Consider the following 18,159-nt stretch of genomic DNA (forward strand, 5'->3'; position numbering starts at 1 on the left):
TCAATGAGTGCAAGACATTTTACATAACCTTTCAAGAAAAAAACCTTTACACCCCATTTTGCTTAATCGGGATTAAAAACTTCCTGGAAAAGGTAATGTACTATATAAACTAATTATTTGGGGGAAATATTTATGAAAAAGTGTATGGTCATCATCAACCCATCTTCAGGGAAAGAAAAAGCAAGTGAGTATGAAAAGAAAATTATCGGACAATTACATAATTATGAAGTCATTGTAAAAGAAACAGCAGGTGAGAAGGATGCAACCCGCTTTGCTAAAATGGCATGTGATGAGCAATATGATGCGGTCATTTTAGTCGGCGGAGACGGTACATTAAATGAAGGGATCAACGGAATTGCCGAACAGCCTCACCGCCCTGTTGTGGGAGTTGTTCCGTTAGGTACAGTCAATGATTTTGCGCGTGCATTGGACATATCGCTTGATCCTGATGAGGCGATCGCGTTACTTGGCGGAAAAACAACAAAAGCGGACATCGGGAAAGTGAACGATCATTATTTCACGAATGTCATTGCAATCGGATTATTGGCAGAAGCGGTTGGTGACGTGTCGGTAGAGCAAAAAACATCTCTTGGATCGCTCGCCTATTTATTTGAAGGAGTGAAAGCGGCCATTCAAAATGACTCCTACGAAATGGAAGTAACGGCAGATGGACAAACGTATAAAGAAAATATGATGCTCTTCATATGTGTATTAACCGATTCAGTCGGAAGCTTCCGTCAACTAAATGAAGATGCCGATAAATCAGACGGCCTCTTGCACGGGTTTATTATTAAAAGTACGAGCACACTACAAGTAGTAGGGACAGCTAAAAATTTGCTTACAGGCAATTATGAGGACGATGACAATATTATTAAATTGAATGCACGTGAAATGCATATAAAAGCGACTGAAGCATTTCCGCTGAATGTTGACGGAGACTTAATCAGCCAACTTCCGGCAAAAATATCCATTTTGCATAATCATATCGAATTTTTCGCGGTTAATAGTGGGACTCGCCCAAAATAGTTACGTAATAAATAGTCGGCTGGCAACTAAGCATATGGAATGGAAGGCGGCGACTCCTGCGGGATAAGCGTGACGGCCGATATACCGCAAGAGCGTAGCGGTGAGGAATGGCCCACGCCCGCGGAAAGCGTCAGCCTGTAGTGGAACGTGCGGATAAACATATATTTGGGTATTGAGCTAAAATGGTCAGTGATATGTTTCAAAGATGCTTCCTTGTATAACAACTGAAAATTGTCGAATACTCTAAATAGGTTGTGCAAAAAAATATATGATGTTGTTTTGCATTCAGTGGGGATAAAGAACCTAACTGATTGAAATTTCACTTTATTGAAAGATTAAAAATAAAGAGATTCTTAATAAAGAGAAATTCAAAAAAACGACTTCAGGCTAGACGTAGGTGAACGTTTTCTTTTATAATCGACTTTTGTGTAGTACAATATAAATTAGTCAAATAGAGCCAAGGGGGCATTCACTATGTCAGTAGAATTAAATAACGAATTCGGTCATATTGATATATCCAATGATGTTATTGCTCAAATTGCTGGTGGAGCAGCGATTGAATGCTATGGCATTGTAGGCATGGCATCAAAACATCAGATTCGTGATGGATTAACAGATATTTTACGAAAAGAGAATTTTGCAAAAGGTGTGCTCATTCGCCAAGAAGGTGATGACTTACATATTGATATGTACATTATTGTAAGCTATGGTACGAAAATTTCTGAAATCGCTTATCAAGTACAATCCAAAGTAAAATATACAGTAAATAAAACATTAGGTATGAGCGTTAAATCAGTTAATATTTTTGTTCAAGGCGTTCGTGTTGCGAACGTGTAAGAGGAGGAAATGAATCGAATGAAGTCTTTAGACGGAATTAAATTTGCTGAAATGGTACAAATGGGTGCACATCACCTATACCAAAATGCAGCATATGTAGATTCGCTAAATGTATTCCCTGTGCCGGATGGTGATACAGGGACAAATATGAATTTATCAATGACATCTGGTGCAGATGAAACAGAAGCCAATGTAAGTGCACATATCGGCAAAACAGCTCAGGCTTTATCAAAAGGCTTACTAATGGGCGCACGCGGAAATTCAGGCGTAATTTTATCGCAGTTATTCCGCGGGTTCGGTAAAGCGATTGAAAAAGAAGCTGAAATCGATGCAAAAGGCTTAGCGAACGCATTCCAGGCTGGCGTAGATACTGCCTATAAAGCCGTTATGAAACCAGTGGAAGGGACAATCTTAACGGTTGCTCGTGAAGCGGCGGCAAAAGGTGTGGAAGTTGCGGAAACAGAAGAAGATATGATTGTCTTGATGGAAGCGTTTATCGAGGAAGCAAAACAATCATTAAACCGCACGCCGGATCTTTTACCTGTATTAAAAGAAGTAGGCGTTGTCGATAGTGGCGGCCAAGGTTTACTGTTCGTTTATGAAGGATTCCTTGCTTCTATGAAAGGCGAGCCATTACCGGAAAAAAATGAATCTTCATTGGATGATTTAATTAGTGCAGAACATCACCGTGTACAAGACTTCATGGACACATCTGACATTGAATTTGGATACTGTACAGAAATCATGGTGCGTTTCGAAGAAGACAAAGCGCCTTTTGATGAAGAGGAGTTCCGCCAAGAGTTGAATCCGATGGGCGACTCATTACTGGTCATCTCGGACGATGAAATTGCAAAAGTACATATACACTCGGAAACTCCAGGTGCCGTACTTGCAGCGGGTCAAAGATATGGTAGCTTAATTAAAATTAAAGTAGACAATATGCGTGAACAGCATTCTGCGATTGTCAATGATGCACCACAAGCACCTGCGAAACAGCAAAAAACAAAAGTACCATATGCGATTGTAACGATTGCAATGGGTGAAGGTGTATCAAATCTTCTACGCTCGATCGGTGCTTCTTATGTAATTGAAGGCGGACAGACGATGAACCCTTCTACAGAAGATATCGTAAAAGCGGTAAAAGAAATTGGTGCAGAGCGAGTACTAATTTTACCGAACAACAAAAATATCATTATGGCGGCAGAGCAAGCAGCTGAACTTCTGGAAATTGAAGCAGCGGTTGTGCCGACAAAAACGATCCCTCAAGGAATGGCAGCTATTTTAGCATATAATCCTGCCGAGTCAGTTGAAACGAATAAGGCAAACATGACACAAGGCTTTGCACATGTAAAGACTGGTCAAGTAACATTTGCCGTGCGTGATACATCGATCGACGGTGTTGAAATCCGTAAAGATGATTATATGGCATTGGCTGAAGGTAAAATTATTTTATCGACTCCTGAAATGATGGATGCAGCTAAAAAAGTGCTTGAAGGATTGATGGATGAAGATTCAGAAATCATCACAATCATTTATGGTGAAGATGCAACAGCTGAACAAGCCGAAGAATTACAAAACTTTATCGAAGAAAATTATCCGGATGCTGAAGTGGAAATTGTTGAAGGTAAACAATCCCTTTATCCGTTCATTTTATCTGTAGAATAAAATAAATAGTGAAAGCAGTGTGTACTTTCAAGTATGCACTGCTTTCATTATGTTTAAGTGTCTTAAGCGGGCGCTTCGGTAATAAGCCCCAAATTTGCGGTATTTACAGTAGTGAGACCTATTTGGTGGGAAGTAAGGGGAATAATTCTATTGATTTATTCATCTAACCGCTTAATTGTCAGCGTTAACTTATGGAGTTTAATCCTCATTATGGTTATTATTCTGTTTTTACAACAAGAAGTTTGTTAATTGCAGAAAAAATGAGTACACTAGGAGTAAATGAAAGTATAAAAGAATATGGGGGGATAACTTTATGAAATTTACTTCGGTTTTTGATATTATTGGACCTGTTATGATTGGTCCGTCCTCTTCACATACAGCAGGGGCAGCACGTATTGGACGTGTTGCACGCGATTTGTTTGGACGTCAGCCGAAATGGGCGAAAATTTATTTATACGGTTCTTTTGCCGAAACATACCGCGGTCATGGTACGGATGTGGCAATTATAGGTGGATTACTAGATTACGATACGGATGATGAACGGATTAAAACTTCTTTTGCTGAAGCGGAAAAAGCAGGCTTACAGTTTGAGTTTATTCCTGAAACAGCCAATAAAGAGCATCCGAATACTGCGCGCATTTTAATGGGCGATGATGAATCGGAAATGAGCGTTGAAGGTATTTCAATTGGTGGCGGTAAAATTGAGATTAGCGAAGTAAATGGCTTTAAGCTGCGTCTGACAGGCGGGATGCCGGCAATTCTGGTTGTGCATGATGACCGTGCAGGCTGTATTGCAAACGTGGCGAACTGTTTGGCCATGCATGATGTCAATATTGGACATATGGAAGTATCGCGTATTGAACGTGGATTAACGGCTTTAATGGTAATTGAAGTCGATCAAAATATAGATAAGCGTCTGTTAGAGCAAATCTCATATATTCCACATATTACGAAGGTATCGAAAATTAATAACTAGGGGTGACAAATATGGATGTTTTATTCCGCAGTGTTCGAGAGTTAGTGGAGTTGGCTGAGAGAGAAGGAAAGCTTATTTCCGAGTTAATGATTGAGCAGGAAATGTTAATTACAGGTCGCTCTCGTGAAGATATTTTTAAACAGATGGACCGCAACTTAACGATTATGGAAGAAGCAGTAGAGCGCGGCTTAAAAGGTGTACAATCCGTAACAGGTTTAACAGGTGGCGATGCTGTACTCATTCAAAATTATATTAAAAAAGGCAATACATTAGCCGGAGACCTTTTACTTGATGCTGTCAGCAAAGCTGTTGCAACAAATGAAGTGAATGCGGCAATGGGTACAATTTGTGCGACTCCAACAGCAGGTTCAGCGGGAGTAGTTCCGGGGACATTATTTGCAGTTCAAAATAAATTAAATCCGACACGTGAACAAATGATTCGATATTTATTCACTTCGGGAGCATTTGGATTTATCGTTGCGAACAATGCTTCGATTTCAGGTGCAGAAGGCGGCTGTCAGGCAGAAGTCGGCAGTGCATCGGCAATGGCGGCGGCAGCGATTGTAGAAATGGCTGGCGGAACAGCGCAGCAAAGTTCGGAAGCATTTGCCATCACGCTGAAAAATATGCTCGGATTAGTATGTGACCCGGTTGCAGGCTTAGTGGAAGTACCTTGTGTTAAACGTAATGCAATGGGTGCATCCAACTCATTAGTCGCAGCGGATATGGCATTGGCAGGTGTAACAAGCCGCATTCCATGTGATGAGGTAATCGGCGCAATGTACCGAATCGGTCAGGCAATGAGCCCGAACTTGAAAGAAACAGCGCGAGGCGGTTTAGCCGCAACACCAACTGGCAAAGCGATTACCCATGCAATCTTTGAAGGCGGAGACCTGAAAAGCCTGCTCAAATCTCGTGTAGGCAGTAACTAACGTTTGTTTATTAATATAATAATTTAATAAGGAAATTATCTCTTTGTTATAATATTGCATTGAATTAATAAAAAATTGAACACAAATTTTTGTGTTCTTTTTTTAGTTTATGAGAGAACGTATGCACCCATTTTATGATATTGTTAAACTATAAAGTGAAACTTCAATCAGAGGGGTCATACCCCACTGATTATAAGGAACACAAGCTAAAATCGTCACGTCCTGTGACAACGCTTGTGTGACCAACATCGTGTCGGCCCGAACCAATCGGGCTTTTACTACCCGTTAATGCGGGATAAATAATTCGTAAAGGAAGTGTCGACAATGATTCGTGAGCCAGTTTCACAATTAAAGGGAATCGGAAAAGAAACAGCCGAAAATTTAATGAAAATTGGCATCGAGACAATCCATGACTTGATTTGGACATTTCCATACCGCCATGAAGATTTTCGATTAAAAGATTTAACTGAAACACCGCATAATGAGCGTGTGACGATTGAAGCCCGTGTCGAAAGTGAACCGACCGTATTATTTTTAGGGAAAAATAAATCCCGACTACAATTTACGGCTCTTGCAGGAAGACATTTAATTAAAGTTGTGTTTTTCAATCAAAATTATTTGCGGCAAAAAATTTCAACTGGCGGCATCATAACCGTTACCGGTAAATGGGATCGCGGACGTCAAGTTATTGTCGGATCGTCCGTGACATTCGGACCGAAAACAGAACAAGTGGATTTTGAGCCTGTTTATAGTTTAAAGGGGAATATTCAGCAAAAGCGCTTCCGTAAATATATGCGCCAGGCGTTGGATACTGTGAAGGAAGAACTGCCTGAAACATTGCCAAATTATCTGCGTGAAAGCTATCAGTTAGTTAATATTCAAGAAGCGCTCGAAGGGGTGCATTTTCCGCTAAATGCAGATCATGCAAAACAGGCCCGTCGCCGTTTCGTATATGAGGAATTACTGCAGTTCCAGCTGCGTATTCAAGCCCTAAGAAAAGCGAATAAGGAAAATGAGAAAGGAATTTCCGTTCGCTTTGATCTGGAAAAATTAAAAGCATTTATAACGACATTGCCATATGAGCTTACAGGTGCCCAAAAGCGGGTTGTCAATGAAATTTGCAAAGATTTGTTATTGCCGCAACGTATGAATCGTCTGCTTCAAGGGGATGTAGGATCTGGAAAGACTGTCGTGGCAGCGATCGGACTATATGCAGCTGTAACGGCAGGATATCAAGGGGCTCTAATGGCGCCGACCGAAATTTTAGCAGAGCAACATGCAGAAAACCTGCATATGTGGTTTGATCCGATTGGCGTTAAGATAGCATTATTATCGGGCTCGACAAAGACAAAGGCACGCCGTGAATTATTGGCACAACTTGCAGCAGGAGAAATCGATATTCTTATTGGGACACATGCACTCATTCAGCCGGATGTTGAATTCAAGAAGCTAGGATTTGTCATAACGGATGAACAGCATCGTTTTGGTGTAGAACAACGTCGTGTACTGCGTGAAAAAGGCGAAAATCCGGATGTACTGTTCATGACCGCAACACCTATTCCGCGTACATTAGCCATTACAGCTTTTGGTGAGATGGATGTTTCGATTATTGATGAGTTGCCTGCCGGGCGTAAAGAGATTGAAACGCATTGGCTGAAAAAAGAACAGCTGAACAGTGTGCTGATGCGCATGACCCAAGAACTTGAAGCAGGCCGCCAAGCGTATGTCATTGCGCCGTTAATCGAAGAGTCCGATAAACTGGATGTGCAAAATGCAGTGGAAGCTTACGAACAATTGAAGGCGTATTTCGGCACCCGTTTTGAAATCGGCCTGATGCATGGTCGACTGCATTCTGACGAAAAAGATGCGGTCATGCGAGCATTTAGTGATGGGGAAATTCATGTGCTTGTATCGACAACTGTTGTCGAAGTTGGGGTAAACGTACCAAACGCGACATTCATGACAATTTATGATGCCGAGCGTTTTGGTTTGGCGCAGCTTCACCAGCTGCGTGGACGTGTTGGTCGTGGAGAACATCAATCCTATTGTGTGCTGATTGCCGATCCGAAAACAGATGAAGGAAAAGAACGTATGATGAGTATGACCGAGACGAATGATGGTTTCCGCCTAGCTGAAAAAGATTTGGAGCTGCGAGGATCAGGGGATTTCTTCGGAAAACGGCAAAGCGGGTTGCCGGAATTTAAATTGGCCGACCTTGTCCATGATTACCGGGCTCTTGAAACGGCAAGACAGGATGCCGAGAAAATGCTCTATGATGAAGCATTCTGGAAAGATCAGGAATATGAATTTTTAAGAGAAGATTTAACGGCTTCTGGAGTTATGCAAGGAGAACGAATCGATTAAACGGTTAGAACCTGTAATTGGTGGAAAACTATTTAGGCTACTTAAAAATGCTGAAAAGAGGTAATAAGATGGGAAACATGTATCCGTATTTTGTGTTAAATGGACGAGCAAAAGAGGCAGTAGTGTTATATGCAGAACTGTTTAATGCCAAAAGTGTAACGATTTCAACATTTGGAGAATTACCGCCAAATCCTGAACACCCTATTCCGCCAGAAGCAAAAGATTTGGTCATGAATGCACAAATTGAACTGGAGGAAGGTCAAATGATGTTTTCCGATACGTATCCGGGCTCTCCGCAAGTGACGGTAGGGGACAATATCAGTATTGCCTATACGTCAAAAGACGAGCAGGAAATCCGATTTATTTTCGATGGTTTAAAAGAAGGCGGAAAGATCGTAATGGAGTTACAGGAGACCTTTTGGAGCAAGTGCTATGGGCAAGTAACAGATAAGTTTGGTGTGCTGTGGCAGCTAAGCTTGGAAGCTTAAGATTTCAAGGACGCAACAAAAAGTTGTTGCGTTCTTTTTTTTATACATGTATATTGATATTAGTACCAAGTGCTAATACTAATCTTTTAGAAAATTAAAGGTAGGTAACAAATACGATGAAGCGTTCCAAAAAAGAGCGACAGTCGTTATTGACTGAACAGATCGCAGACAATCCTTTCGTGACAGATGAACAATTAGCAGCTGAATTTAATGTGAGCGTTCAAACAATTCGATTGGATCGCATGGAACTCGCTATTCCGGAATTGCGTGAACGTATTAAAGATGTTGCTGCTAAAAAATATGATGAAGTAAAATCGTTGCCACTTGATGAGGTCATCGGTGAAATTATTGATATAGAGCTGGATAATCGGGCAATTTCAATATTTGATGTTGGAGAAGAACATGTTTTCCAGCGCAACGGCATAGCGCGCGGTCACCATTTATTTGCACAGGCCAATTCTTTGGCGGTTGCAGTAATTGATGATGAGCTTGCCCTTACTGTAAAATCAAATGTAGCTTTCGTAAAGCCGGTTCGTGCAGGCAATCGTGTCGTAACGAAGGCTGTTGTAAAAGGGAAAAACCCTGATAAAAACCGTACATTTATCGAAGTGACTTCTTCCGTTGATAATGAAGTAGTTTTCAAGGGAGAGTTTGAAATGTATCGGATGAAAGGTGAAGAAACAACATGAAAATAGCAGTAGATGGTATGGGCGGAGATAACGCACCACAGGCAATCATAGCAGGAGTCTTTATGGCGCTTGAAGATTTTCCGAAATTAACGATTGATCTATATGGCGATGAACAGAAAATGGCGCCATATTTAAAAAATCACGAACGCTTAACGGTTATTCATTGTAGTGAAGTTGTAGAGGCAGAGGACGATCCGGCACGCGCAGTACGCCGCAAAAAAGATTCTTCAATGGCTCGTATGCTGGATGCAGTTGCTGAAGGAAAGGCGGACGCTTGTTTATCGGCAGGGAATACTGGTGCCTTAATGGCAGGCGGACTTTTCAAAGTAGGACGTATTGATGGAGTAGCGCGTCCTGCATTAGCAACAACTTTACCGACAATGAATGGCGACGGTTTCCTTATGCTTGATTTAGGTGCCAATGCAGATGCAAAACCTGAAAACTTATTACAGTACGCAATTATGGGAGATATTTATGTGAAGCAAGTTCGCGGTCAAAAAGCACCTCGAATTGGATTATTAAATATCGGTACTGAAGATAAAAAAGGGAATGAATTAACTAAAGCGTCATTTACATTATTAAAAGAAGCGGATTTTAACTTTGAAGGCAATGTAGAAGCACGAGAATTGCTGAATGGGGTCGCTGATGTGGTCGTAACGGACGGGTTTACAGGCAATATGGTGCTGAAAACAATCGAAGGTACGGCAGGCACGGTATTCAAAATGTTGAAGGAAGCATTATTTGCTACGACAAAAACGAAAATTGCTGCTGCATTAGTAAAGAATGACTTAAAACAGCTAAAAGGTAAAATGGACTATACAGAATACGGTGGGGCGGCTTTATTCGGCCTGAAAGCACCTGTTATTAAAGCACATGGTTCATCGAATGCACGTGCGATTTACAGTGCGATTCGTCAAGCGACAATTATGGTAGAGCATAAAGTATGCGAAACAATTGCCGAAAAAATCGAGCAATTGCCAAAGCCAGAATAAGCGTATTTACAAAGGGGATTATCAAATGACAAAAATTGCTTTTATTTTTCCAGGACAAGGTTCACAAACTGTAGGGATGGGTGCGGAGTTTGTTGCGAATGATGAAGTAAGCAAACAGTATTATAAACGAGCGGACGAAGTGTTAAACCTTCCATTGTCGGACTATATGTTAAACGGTCCACAAGAAACATTGACACTGACATACCATGCTCAGCCGGCTTTATTGACATCAGGGGTGATGATCGCAAATAAGCTGATTGAAGCTGGTATTGCACCGCAATATACTGCGGGACATTCATTAGGAGAGTACAGTGCATTTGTCATTTCAGGAGTAATTGATTTTGAAGATGCAGTTCAAACGGTTCATAGACGGGGTGTATTTATGGACGAGGCAGTACCTGCAGGTCAAGGAGCAATGGCAGCTATATTGGCGTTAGACGGAGAAAAACTAGACGCCATTTGCCAGCAAGTATCCGCTGAAGGAGAAGTCGTTCAAGTAGCGAACTTCAACTGTCCGGGCCAAATTGTGATTTCAGGGACGAAACAAGGTGTTGACGAAGCATGTAAAAGAGCGAAGGAAGCAGGAGCAAAACGAGCTTTACCATTAGTCGTAAGCGGTCCTTTCCATAGTTCATTAATGCAGGAAGCGGCACATAATTTAAAGAATACGGTAGCAAATTTACCATTACAGGAACCAAACATTCCGGTAATGAGCAATGTGACTTCAGAGCTCTTAACAACTGTTGAAGCGATTAAAGAAGAAATGGTAGCCCAAGTAACAAGCTCAGTACAATGGCAACAAAACATTGAAAAGCTTATTGCTGAAGGGGTAACGGTCTTTATCGAGTGCGGACCAGGAAAAGTATTATCAGGCTTAGTGAAAAAAATTGACCGCAATGTACAAACATACTGTGTATATGATGAGGCGAGTTTGACACAAGTTGTTGAGGCATCAAAGGAGTGGAAACAATGGGTTTAACAGGGAAATGTGCTGTCGTAACAGGGGCATCCCGTGGCATTGGCCGCGCGATCGCATTACAATTGGCAAGTGAAGGGGCAAAAGTCGTTGTCAATTATAGCGGGAGCGAGCAAAAGGCGCAGGAAGTTGTAGAAGAAATTAAAGCAAATGGCGGCGAAGCAATTGCCGTACAGGCGAATGTGGCAGATACGGATTCTGTGCAGAATTTAATGAAAACAGCGCTTGATACGTATGGTTCGATCGACATTTTAGTAAACAATGCGGGCATCACTCGCGATAATTTATTAATGCGTATGAAAGATGACGAATGGGATGATGTCATCAATACGAATTTAAAAGGTGTTTTCCTTTGTACAAAAGCTGTTACGCGTCAAATGATGAAACAGCGTGCAGGTCGCATCATTAATATTTCTTCAATCGTTGGGGTTGCCGGAAATGCTGGACAGGCTAATTATGTAGCGGCAAAAGCGGGGGTGATCGGTCTGACGAAAACAACTGCACAGGAGCTTGCGTCTCGTAATATTTTAGTCAATGCAATTGCACCAGGTTTTATTACAACGGAAATGACGGAAGGCTTACCGGAGGATTTGAAAGAAGGTATGCTAAAACAAATTCCGTTGGCAAAACTAGGTCAACCGGAAGATATCGCAAAAGCTGTCGTATTTTTCGCATCAGATAGTTCCAACTACATTACAGGCCAAACGCTCCAAATAGACGGCGGCATGGTAATGGCTTAATATTATTTAAATATAAGCCATCTAGTTGATTGGAGTGAAGGGCCGAGTGTAGCTGCCGGCGATGCCTTTCGCTACAAGCGAGCTTCCTGCGGGATAAGCGTGATGCCTGAGACAAGGAACAAAAGCTAAGAGCGCCACGTCCTGTGGCAACGCTTTTGTGACCAACATCGTGTTGGCCTCACGCCCGTGGAAAGCGAGCTCTAATTTCGCTTGTTAGTAGTAGAAAGCATTGTTAGTGATATTATTAAAGTAGCATGCATTGAGGGGAGGTGACTGATTTGTCTACAGTATTTGAGCGTGTTTCAAAAGTAGTCGTTGACCGTTTAGGCGTTGACGAAAGCGAAGTGAAATTAGAAGCATCATTCCGTGAGGATTTAGGTGCAGATTCATTAGACGTTGTTGAGTTAGTAATGGAACTTGAAGATGAGTTCGATATGGAAATTTCTGATGAAGATGCAGAAAAAATTGCAACAGTTGGTAATGCAATTTCATACATCGAAAGCAAAATTAGCTAATTCATTTATAAAACACCAGGCTGTACTAAGTCACAACGACTTTTGTACAGCCTTTTTTACGTCTGAAAATTTCGTTAAATTGCCATTTCTATTGGGCTGAATAAATATAGTGAAATTTGATAGGTTTTTGACTGATACCCTTTGCACAATGCTATAGAACAAGGTAAACTAAACGATAGAAACTAGAAGGAAGGCAGAATTACATGACCTATAGAAAAAAAGGGAACAACCAGAAACCCGGTGTACTCCCTGAAAAAGTAAAATCACAATTTGAAATTTTAGAAAACGAAATGAACATTCATTTCCAGAATAAAGATTTATTATATCAAGCATTTACACATTCATCTTATGTGAATGAGCATCGCCGCAAATTATTTACGGACAACGAACGATTAGAATTTTTAGGGGACGCTGTATTAGAGTTATCTGTATCAAAATATTTATTTGAAAAATTTCCGCATATGAGCGAAGGGGAACTTACGAAATTACGTGCATCAATCGTATGTGAGCCATCACTAGTTGTTTTTGCGAACGAATTGAACTTCGGACAATTTGTATTATTAGGTAAAGGCGAAGAATTAACAGGTGGTCGTGAACGTCCGGCATTGCTTGCTGACGTATTTGAATCATTTGTCGGAGCCCTTTATTTAGATCAAGGTTTAGAAGTTGTTGTCGCATTTTTAGAACGTGTCGTATTCCCTAAAGTTGAAGTCGGTGCTTTTTCGCATGTGATGGATTTTAAAAGTCAATTACAAGAAATTATTCAACAAACAAATAACGGCCTTTTAAATTACGAAATAGTTGATGAAAAAGGTCCAGCACATAATCGAACATTCGTTTCACGCGTATTGTTAAACAGCCAAGAGTTAGGTATTGGCCGTGGAAAATCAAAGAAAGAGGCTGAGCAGCAAGCAGCGCAAAGTGCCATGCTAATGCTTAAGCAGTCAAAGCAAGAGGAGGAATAACATGTTCCTTAAAAGACTCGAAGTAGTAGGCTTTAAATCATTTGCCGAACGAATCGGGATCGATTTTGTACCTGGTGTTACTGCAGTTGTAGGACCAAATGGTAGTGGGAAAAGTAATGTAACAGATGCAATCCGGTGGGTATTAGGAGAGCAGTCTGCCAAAAGCCTGCGTGGAGCCAAAATGGAAGACGTTATTTTTGCAGGAAGTGAATCGAGAAGAGCACTGAACTTTGCGGAAGTTACACTTGTTTTAGATAATACAGATGAACAAGTGGCAATACCTTATACAGAGGTAAGTGTGACAAGACGTGTCTATCGCTCGGGCGAGAGTGAATATTTATTGAATAACCAGCAGTGTCGCCTGAAGGATATTACAGACTTGTTTATGGATTCGGGGCTTGGGAAAGAAGCCTTTTCAATTATTTCCCAAGGACGAGTTGATGAAATTTTAAACAGCCGTCCAGATGACCGCCGCAGTATTTTTGAAGAGGCTGCAGGTGTTTTAAAATATAAGCTGCGCAAGAAAAAAGCGGAGCATAAACTTGTTGAAACAGATGAAAATCTAAATCGGGTTCTCGATATTTTGCATGAAATCGACCAGCGCCTGGAGCCATTGAAAATTCAGGCTTCCAGTGCGAAAGATTATGTGCGGATGACAGAAGAACTGAAAGATTTTGATATAGCATTAATGGTTCATGATATCCGTACAAGCGGGAAAGTATTGCAAGGCTATACCGAAGAGCAGCGCAAATTAACAGCAACCGAAAAAGAACATGCAACGGAAATTGCGACAGTTGAACAGCAATTGCGCAAAATGCGTACGGAGTTAAAAGCGATTGATGAAGTGCTGGACAGTTCTCAAGAGCAGCTTGTCGAAGCGAGCGCAGAAGTAGAACGTTGGGAAGGGCGTAAAGCGCTATTTAACGAAAAGCGTTCAAATGCCGAAAAACAAATTCAGCAACTACGTGATAGCTTAACGGAAGCATCCAATACGGTAAAAGATCTGCAAGAGGCTGAACGGGAAAAACGAGGTCAGTTTACGGAAAAGCAAAAAATCGTAACTGAAATTCGTTCAACGTTAAAGCAAGTAGAGCAAGCTTTAACACGCTCTGCTTCGGAAATCGAACAAGAAATTGAAGATGCGAAAAATACGTATATTAACTTGCTGAACGAAGAAGCGACAGTAAAAAATGAATTAAAGCATATCGACCAGCAACTTTCGCAGGAACAGGCATCTGTTGAGCGAATGACAGGTCGTTCATCAGAAATTCAAAAAGAACTGACTGAAGCACTCGTTGCAAAAGAAGTGACAGAACGTGCGCTGGAACAGGCAGAACAGTCTGTGAAAGAGCAGCTTGGTCATTTTGATGTCATGCAGCTTCAGTTAAAATCAGCGACTGCCGATTTAGATGAAAAGCAAGCATTATTGTATAAAGCTTATCAGCATCATCAGCAATTAAAGGCACGTAAAGAAACATTGGCTGAACTTGAGGCTGATTTTTCAGGCTTCTTCCATGGTGTTAAGGAAGTCCTTTTAGCGCGGGATCGTAAAGAACTGCAAGGGATTGAAGGTGCGGTTGCCGAGCTGATTCAAGTCGAGGCGAAATACTCACAGGCAATTGAAACAGCATTAGGCGCAGCTTCACAGCATATTGTGACTGATAATGAACAACATGCCCAAAAAGCAATTGGCTGGTTGAAGCAAAAACGTGCAGGCCGTGCAACATTTTTACCGAAAACAGTCATGCGCTCTCGGAAGATTCATGCACAGCAATTAAGTGATATTCAATCACATCCTGCATATGTTGCCTTAGCATATGAATTAGTGAATTATTCACAAGAAAATACTACAATTATTGAGAACCTTTTAGGTAATGTACTAGTTGCATCTTCTTTAGAAGGCGCGAGTCAAATTGCCCGTTTATGCGGATTTAAGTACCGGGTTGTGACACTTGAAGGAGACATCGTGAATGCTGGTGGTTCCTTAACCGGTGGTGCCGTAAAACAGCAAAGTTCATTGTTCTCGCGAAAAGCGGAACTCGACAAACTCGTATCAACATTAGGGGAAATGGAAACAACAATCCATTCTGCAGAGCATACGGTAGCGACGAAGAAAGAACAGATTGCAGCATTACGACATTCATTGGAAGAGATGAAGCTGCAAGGTGAATCATTGCGTGAACAAGAGCAAATCCACCGTGCGAAGCTTATGGAGCTCGATATGATTGTAAAGAACCTGCAGACGACTGTAACGATTACGCAGTCGGAGCAAACTTCATTATCGACACGTAAAGAATCTTTAAATGAACAACAGGCAGCTGCACAATCACGATTAGCCGAATTAAGTAAAGAATTACAGGAAATTCAGCAAACGGTTGATGAACTGACACTTACTAAGGCGCAGAGTGAAACACAAAAAGATGTGCTGCGTGAACAGTTGGCCCAACAAAGATCTGAGCTTGCTGTTGCACAAGAACAATTAACGCAAGTACAGGCATCGATTGCAGGAATTGAACTGAATTTGTCAAAAGCACAGGCAAATGTCGAAAAAATTTCCCGGGAAATCGACTGGGTGGAATCTGAAGATGGCTTAAACGGGCCATCTGCAGAAGAATTGGCCCAAACAATTGTCGAATGGACGGAGAAAAAAGACGCGTTAACAGAAATTATTCAAAAGAACCGTACAATGCGTTCTACTTTGCATGAGCAAGTTACGGAAAATGAAATCCACCTGCAGGAAATACAGCGAGTACACAAAAGCTATGTCGATGCATTGCGTGCATTGGAGCTGAAATGCAGCCGAATTGAATTTGAAATGAATAGTTTGCAAGAGCAGTTGCTCGAGCAATATGAACTTGATATTTTATCTGCTCAAGAAGAAGCAATCGGCATAGAGGACGAAGAACAAGTTCGACGGAAAGTAAAGCTGTTGAAGCAATCGATCGAGGAACTAGGTCCAGTCAATTTAACATCGATTGAAGAATATGAGCGTGTTCAGGAACGCTATACATTTTTAAGTGAACAACGCGAAGATTTGGTCGCTGCAAAAGATACGCTGCACAAAGCAATCGGCGAGATGGATGAAGAAATGACAGAACGTTTCAGTGAAACATTTAAACAAATCCGCAAGCAATTCGTCATTTCCTTTAGAGAGCTGTTTGGTGGCGGTACAGCTGATCTGGTGCTGTTGGATCCTAATAATATGTTAGAGACAGGCATCGAAATTATTGCCCAGCCTCCAGGGAAGAAACTACAAAGCTTAAGTCTGCTTTCCGGCGGAGAACGAGCATTAACGGCTATTGCTTTATTGTTTGCGATTTTAAATACGCGACCTGTACCATTCTGTATTTTGGATGAGGTTGAAGCAGCATTGGATGAATCGAATGTTGTGCGTTATAGTGAATATTTACGTAAATTTAGTGAGCATACTCAATTCATCGTCATTACGCACCGTAAAGGCACGATGGAAGGGGCAGATGTTCTGTATGGTATTACAATGCAAGAGTCAGGTGTATCGAAACTTGTATCAGTAAAACTGGAAGAACATGCTGAATTAGTAGCGCAAGGGAGTGGCGGAAGATGAGTTTTTTTAAGCGACTGAAAGAAAAACTGGCAGGTAATAGTGAACAACAAGAACAACAAGATCAACAGGTGGATTTGTTACCGCTTGACGAACAAGTACAGGAAGAAAATCGATTAATTGAAACTGTCGAGGAAGAAGATCCTAATTCTGAACAAATTGTTGAAAAAGAACAGGAAGAAACAATTGAACAGCCGGCAATTGAAGAAATTCAACCTGTTGAAGACGTGATATCGAATCAATCGGACACTGATGTTGTGGAACAACCTCAAAAAGAGTCTGCCTGGTCGATTACACAGAAGTTTAAAGCGGGATTAGAAAAAACACGTAATTCTTTCACTTCTAAAGTAAATGATTTAGTTGCACGTTACCGTAAAGTGGATGAAGATTTCTTTGAAGAACTTGAAGATGTATTGCTGCAAGCGGATGTAGGCTTTGAGACCGTGATGGAATTAATGGATAAATTACGTTTTGAAGTACAGCGTCAAAACATTAAAGATACAAATGGAATTCAAGCGATTATATCTGAAAAGCTTGTTGAAATTTATGAATCTGGCGAAGAAAATTTAACAGAATTAAATATTCAGCAGAGCGGAGATTTAACGGTTATTTTATTTGTTGGTGTAAATGGTGTCGGTAAGACAACGACAATCGGTAAATTGGCCCACCGTTTAAAATCAGAAGGGAAATCAGTGATGCTGGCAGCGGGTGATACTTTCCGTGCCGGTGCCATTGAGCAGCTGCAAGTATGGGGTGACCGTGTCGGTGTAGAAGTCATAGCACAGTCAGAAGGTTCCGATCCGGCAGCAGTAATGTATGATGCCATTCGTGCAGCCAAAAACCGAGGTGTCGATATTTTAATTTGCGATACAGCCGGCCGTCTGCAAAACAAAGTCAACTTAATGAACGAACTTGAAAAAGTGCACCGTGTAATTTCTCGTGAAATTCCGGATGCACCGCATGAAGTATTGCTCGCATTGGATGCGACAACAGGCCAAAATGCGCTTGTTCAGGCTCAAATGTTCAAAGAGGCAACAAATGTAACTGGTATTGTTTTAACAAAACTGGATGGTACGGCAAAAGGCGGTATTGTATTGGCAATTCGCAATAAACTGCACATCCCGGTGAAATTTGTAGGACTTGGTGAAAAAATGGACGATCTGCAGCCATTCGACGCAGAACGTTATGTATACGGTTTATTTGCCGAGGGACTTGAAAAAGAACTTAAAAAATCAGAAGAGTAATGATTTATTATATTCAAAAAGCAATTCGTATTCATTTTACGAATTGCTTTTTTGTTGAGAAATGAGTCAATCGACTGATTTTTCTTTTAATTCTAAATTGAGGGGTTGCATTTCGTATTATCTTTTGACATGATAAACTTTACCAAAACGTTTTAGTAAACTTTTACAAA

At 41.1% G+C, this 18,159-nt stretch carries 15 protein-coding genes; all 15 read left to right on the forward strand.

The window, feature by feature from the left end; translation table 11 throughout:
* Positions 1–132: 132 nt before the first annotated feature.
* Positions 133–1,026: a diacylglycerol/lipid kinase family protein gene (locus MHH44_RS05485; RefSeq protein ID WP_008403340.1), complete on the forward strand. Its 894-nt coding sequence runs from the start codon at positions 133–135 to the stop codon at positions 1,024–1,026.
* Between the two features lie 474 nt (positions 1,027–1,500).
* Positions 1,501–1,863, forward strand: coding sequence for an Asp23/Gls24 family envelope stress response protein (locus tag MHH44_RS05490; protein ID WP_008403339.1), 363 nt, complete (start codon positions 1,501–1,503; stop codon positions 1,861–1,863).
* An 18-nt stretch (positions 1,864–1,881) separates the two neighbouring features.
* Positions 1,882–3,528, forward strand: coding sequence for a DAK2 domain-containing protein (locus tag MHH44_RS05495; protein WP_340797994.1), 1,647 nt, complete (start codon positions 1,882–1,884; stop codon positions 3,526–3,528).
* 313 nt (positions 3,529–3,841) lie between these two features.
* Complete coding sequence (gene sdaAB / locus MHH44_RS05500) at positions 3,842–4,504, forward strand: L-serine ammonia-lyase, iron-sulfur-dependent subunit beta (RefSeq protein WP_008403337.1); 663 nt, start codon at positions 3,842–3,844, stop codon at positions 4,502–4,504.
* Between the two features lie 11 nt (positions 4,505–4,515).
* Entirely contained in the window at positions 4,516–5,436 is a 921-nt protein-coding gene (sdaAA, locus tag MHH44_RS05505) for an L-serine ammonia-lyase, iron-sulfur-dependent, subunit alpha (RefSeq protein ID WP_008403335.1), read from the forward strand.
* Between the two features lie 324 nt (positions 5,437–5,760).
* Entirely contained in the window at positions 5,761–7,800 is a 2,040-nt protein-coding gene (recG, locus tag MHH44_RS05510; RefSeq protein ID WP_340797995.1) for an ATP-dependent DNA helicase RecG, read from the forward strand.
* A gap of 68 nt (positions 7,801–7,868) precedes the next feature.
* Entirely contained in the window at positions 7,869–8,288 is a 420-nt protein-coding gene (locus tag MHH44_RS05515) for a VOC family protein (protein ID WP_008403332.1), read from the forward strand.
* Between the two features lie 116 nt (positions 8,289–8,404).
* On the forward strand, positions 8,405–8,977 hold the full coding sequence (gene fapR, locus MHH44_RS05520; RefSeq protein WP_008403331.1) for a transcription factor FapR: 573 nt from the start codon (positions 8,405–8,407) through the stop codon (positions 8,975–8,977).
* Positions 8,974–9,969, forward strand: a complete 996-nt coding sequence (gene plsX, locus MHH44_RS05525; protein WP_340797996.1) for a phosphate acyltransferase PlsX — start codon at positions 8,974–8,976, stop codon at positions 9,967–9,969. The genes fapR and plsX overlap by 4 nt, the downstream gene beginning before the upstream one ends.
* A gap of 25 nt (positions 9,970–9,994) precedes the next feature.
* Positions 9,995–10,948 carry an ACP S-malonyltransferase gene (gene fabD / locus MHH44_RS05530; protein WP_008403329.1) on the forward strand — a complete coding sequence of 318 codons (954 nt, stop codon included), beginning with the start codon at positions 9,995–9,997 and terminating at the stop codon, positions 10,946–10,948.
* A complete protein-coding gene (gene fabG, locus MHH44_RS05535; RefSeq protein ID WP_008403328.1) occupies positions 10,939–11,685 on the forward strand; it encodes a 3-oxoacyl-[acyl-carrier-protein] reductase in 747 nt (248 codons plus the stop codon). Before fabD ends, fabG begins: the two co-directional genes overlap by 10 nt.
* Before the next feature lie 278 nt (positions 11,686–11,963).
* On the forward strand, positions 11,964–12,200 hold the full coding sequence (acpP, locus tag MHH44_RS05540; RefSeq protein WP_008403327.1) for an acyl carrier protein: 237 nt from the start codon (positions 11,964–11,966) through the stop codon (positions 12,198–12,200).
* 203 nt (positions 12,201–12,403) lie between these two features.
* Positions 12,404–13,165, forward strand: coding sequence for a ribonuclease III (gene rnc / locus MHH44_RS05545; RefSeq protein WP_008403326.1), 762 nt, complete (start codon positions 12,404–12,406; stop codon positions 13,163–13,165).
* A gap of 1 nt (position 13,166) precedes the next feature.
* Positions 13,167–16,748, forward strand: coding sequence for a chromosome segregation protein SMC (smc, locus tag MHH44_RS05550; RefSeq protein WP_340797997.1), 3,582 nt, complete (start codon positions 13,167–13,169; stop codon positions 16,746–16,748).
* Positions 16,745–17,989 (forward strand): signal recognition particle-docking protein FtsY, encoded by a 1,245-nt coding sequence (ftsY, locus tag MHH44_RS05555; RefSeq protein WP_340797998.1) that lies wholly within the window; start codon positions 16,745–16,747, stop codon positions 17,987–17,989. Before smc ends, ftsY begins: the two co-directional genes overlap by 4 nt.
* Positions 17,990–18,159 lie beyond the last annotated feature (170 nt).

Source organism: Solibacillus sp. FSL K6-1126 (assembly GCF_038003445.1).
Taxonomy (GTDB): Bacteria; Bacillota; Bacilli; order Bacillales_A; family Planococcaceae; genus Solibacillus; species Solibacillus silvestris.

Excerpts from the sequence above, each read along its gene's own strand:
- MHH44_RS05485 (WP_008403340.1), top strand. The coding sequence starts at position 133 with ATGAAAAAGTGTATGGTCATCATCAACCCATCTTCAGGGAAAGAAAAA.
- MHH44_RS05490 (WP_008403339.1), top strand. The coding sequence starts at position 1,501 with ATGTCAGTAGAATTAAATAACGAATTCGGTCATATTGATATATCCAAT.
- MHH44_RS05495 (WP_340797994.1), top strand. The coding sequence starts at position 1,882 with ATGAAGTCTTTAGACGGAATTAAATTTGCTGAAATGGTACAAATGGGT.
- sdaAB (WP_008403337.1), top strand. The coding sequence starts at position 3,842 with ATGAAATTTACTTCGGTTTTTGATATTATTGGACCTGTTATGATTGGT.
- sdaAA (WP_008403335.1), top strand. The coding sequence starts at position 4,516 with ATGGATGTTTTATTCCGCAGTGTTCGAGAGTTAGTGGAGTTGGCTGAG.
- recG (WP_340797995.1), top strand. The coding sequence starts at position 5,761 with ATGATTCGTGAGCCAGTTTCACAATTAAAGGGAATCGGAAAAGAAACA.
- MHH44_RS05515 (WP_008403332.1), top strand. The coding sequence starts at position 7,869 with ATGGGAAACATGTATCCGTATTTTGTGTTAAATGGACGAGCAAAAGAG.
- fapR (WP_008403331.1), top strand. The coding sequence starts at position 8,405 with ATGAAGCGTTCCAAAAAAGAGCGACAGTCGTTATTGACTGAACAGATC.
- plsX (WP_340797996.1), top strand. The coding sequence starts at position 8,974 with ATGAAAATAGCAGTAGATGGTATGGGCGGAGATAACGCACCACAGGCA.
- fabD (WP_008403329.1), top strand. The coding sequence starts at position 9,995 with ATGACAAAAATTGCTTTTATTTTTCCAGGACAAGGTTCACAAACTGTA.
- fabG (WP_008403328.1), top strand. The coding sequence starts at position 10,939 with ATGGGTTTAACAGGGAAATGTGCTGTCGTAACAGGGGCATCCCGTGGC.
- rnc (WP_008403326.1), top strand. The coding sequence starts at position 12,404 with ATGACCTATAGAAAAAAAGGGAACAACCAGAAACCCGGTGTACTCCCT.
- smc (WP_340797997.1), top strand. The coding sequence starts at position 13,167 with ATGTTCCTTAAAAGACTCGAAGTAGTAGGCTTTAAATCATTTGCCGAA.
- ftsY (WP_340797998.1), top strand. The coding sequence starts at position 16,745 with ATGAGTTTTTTTAAGCGACTGAAAGAAAAACTGGCAGGTAATAGTGAA.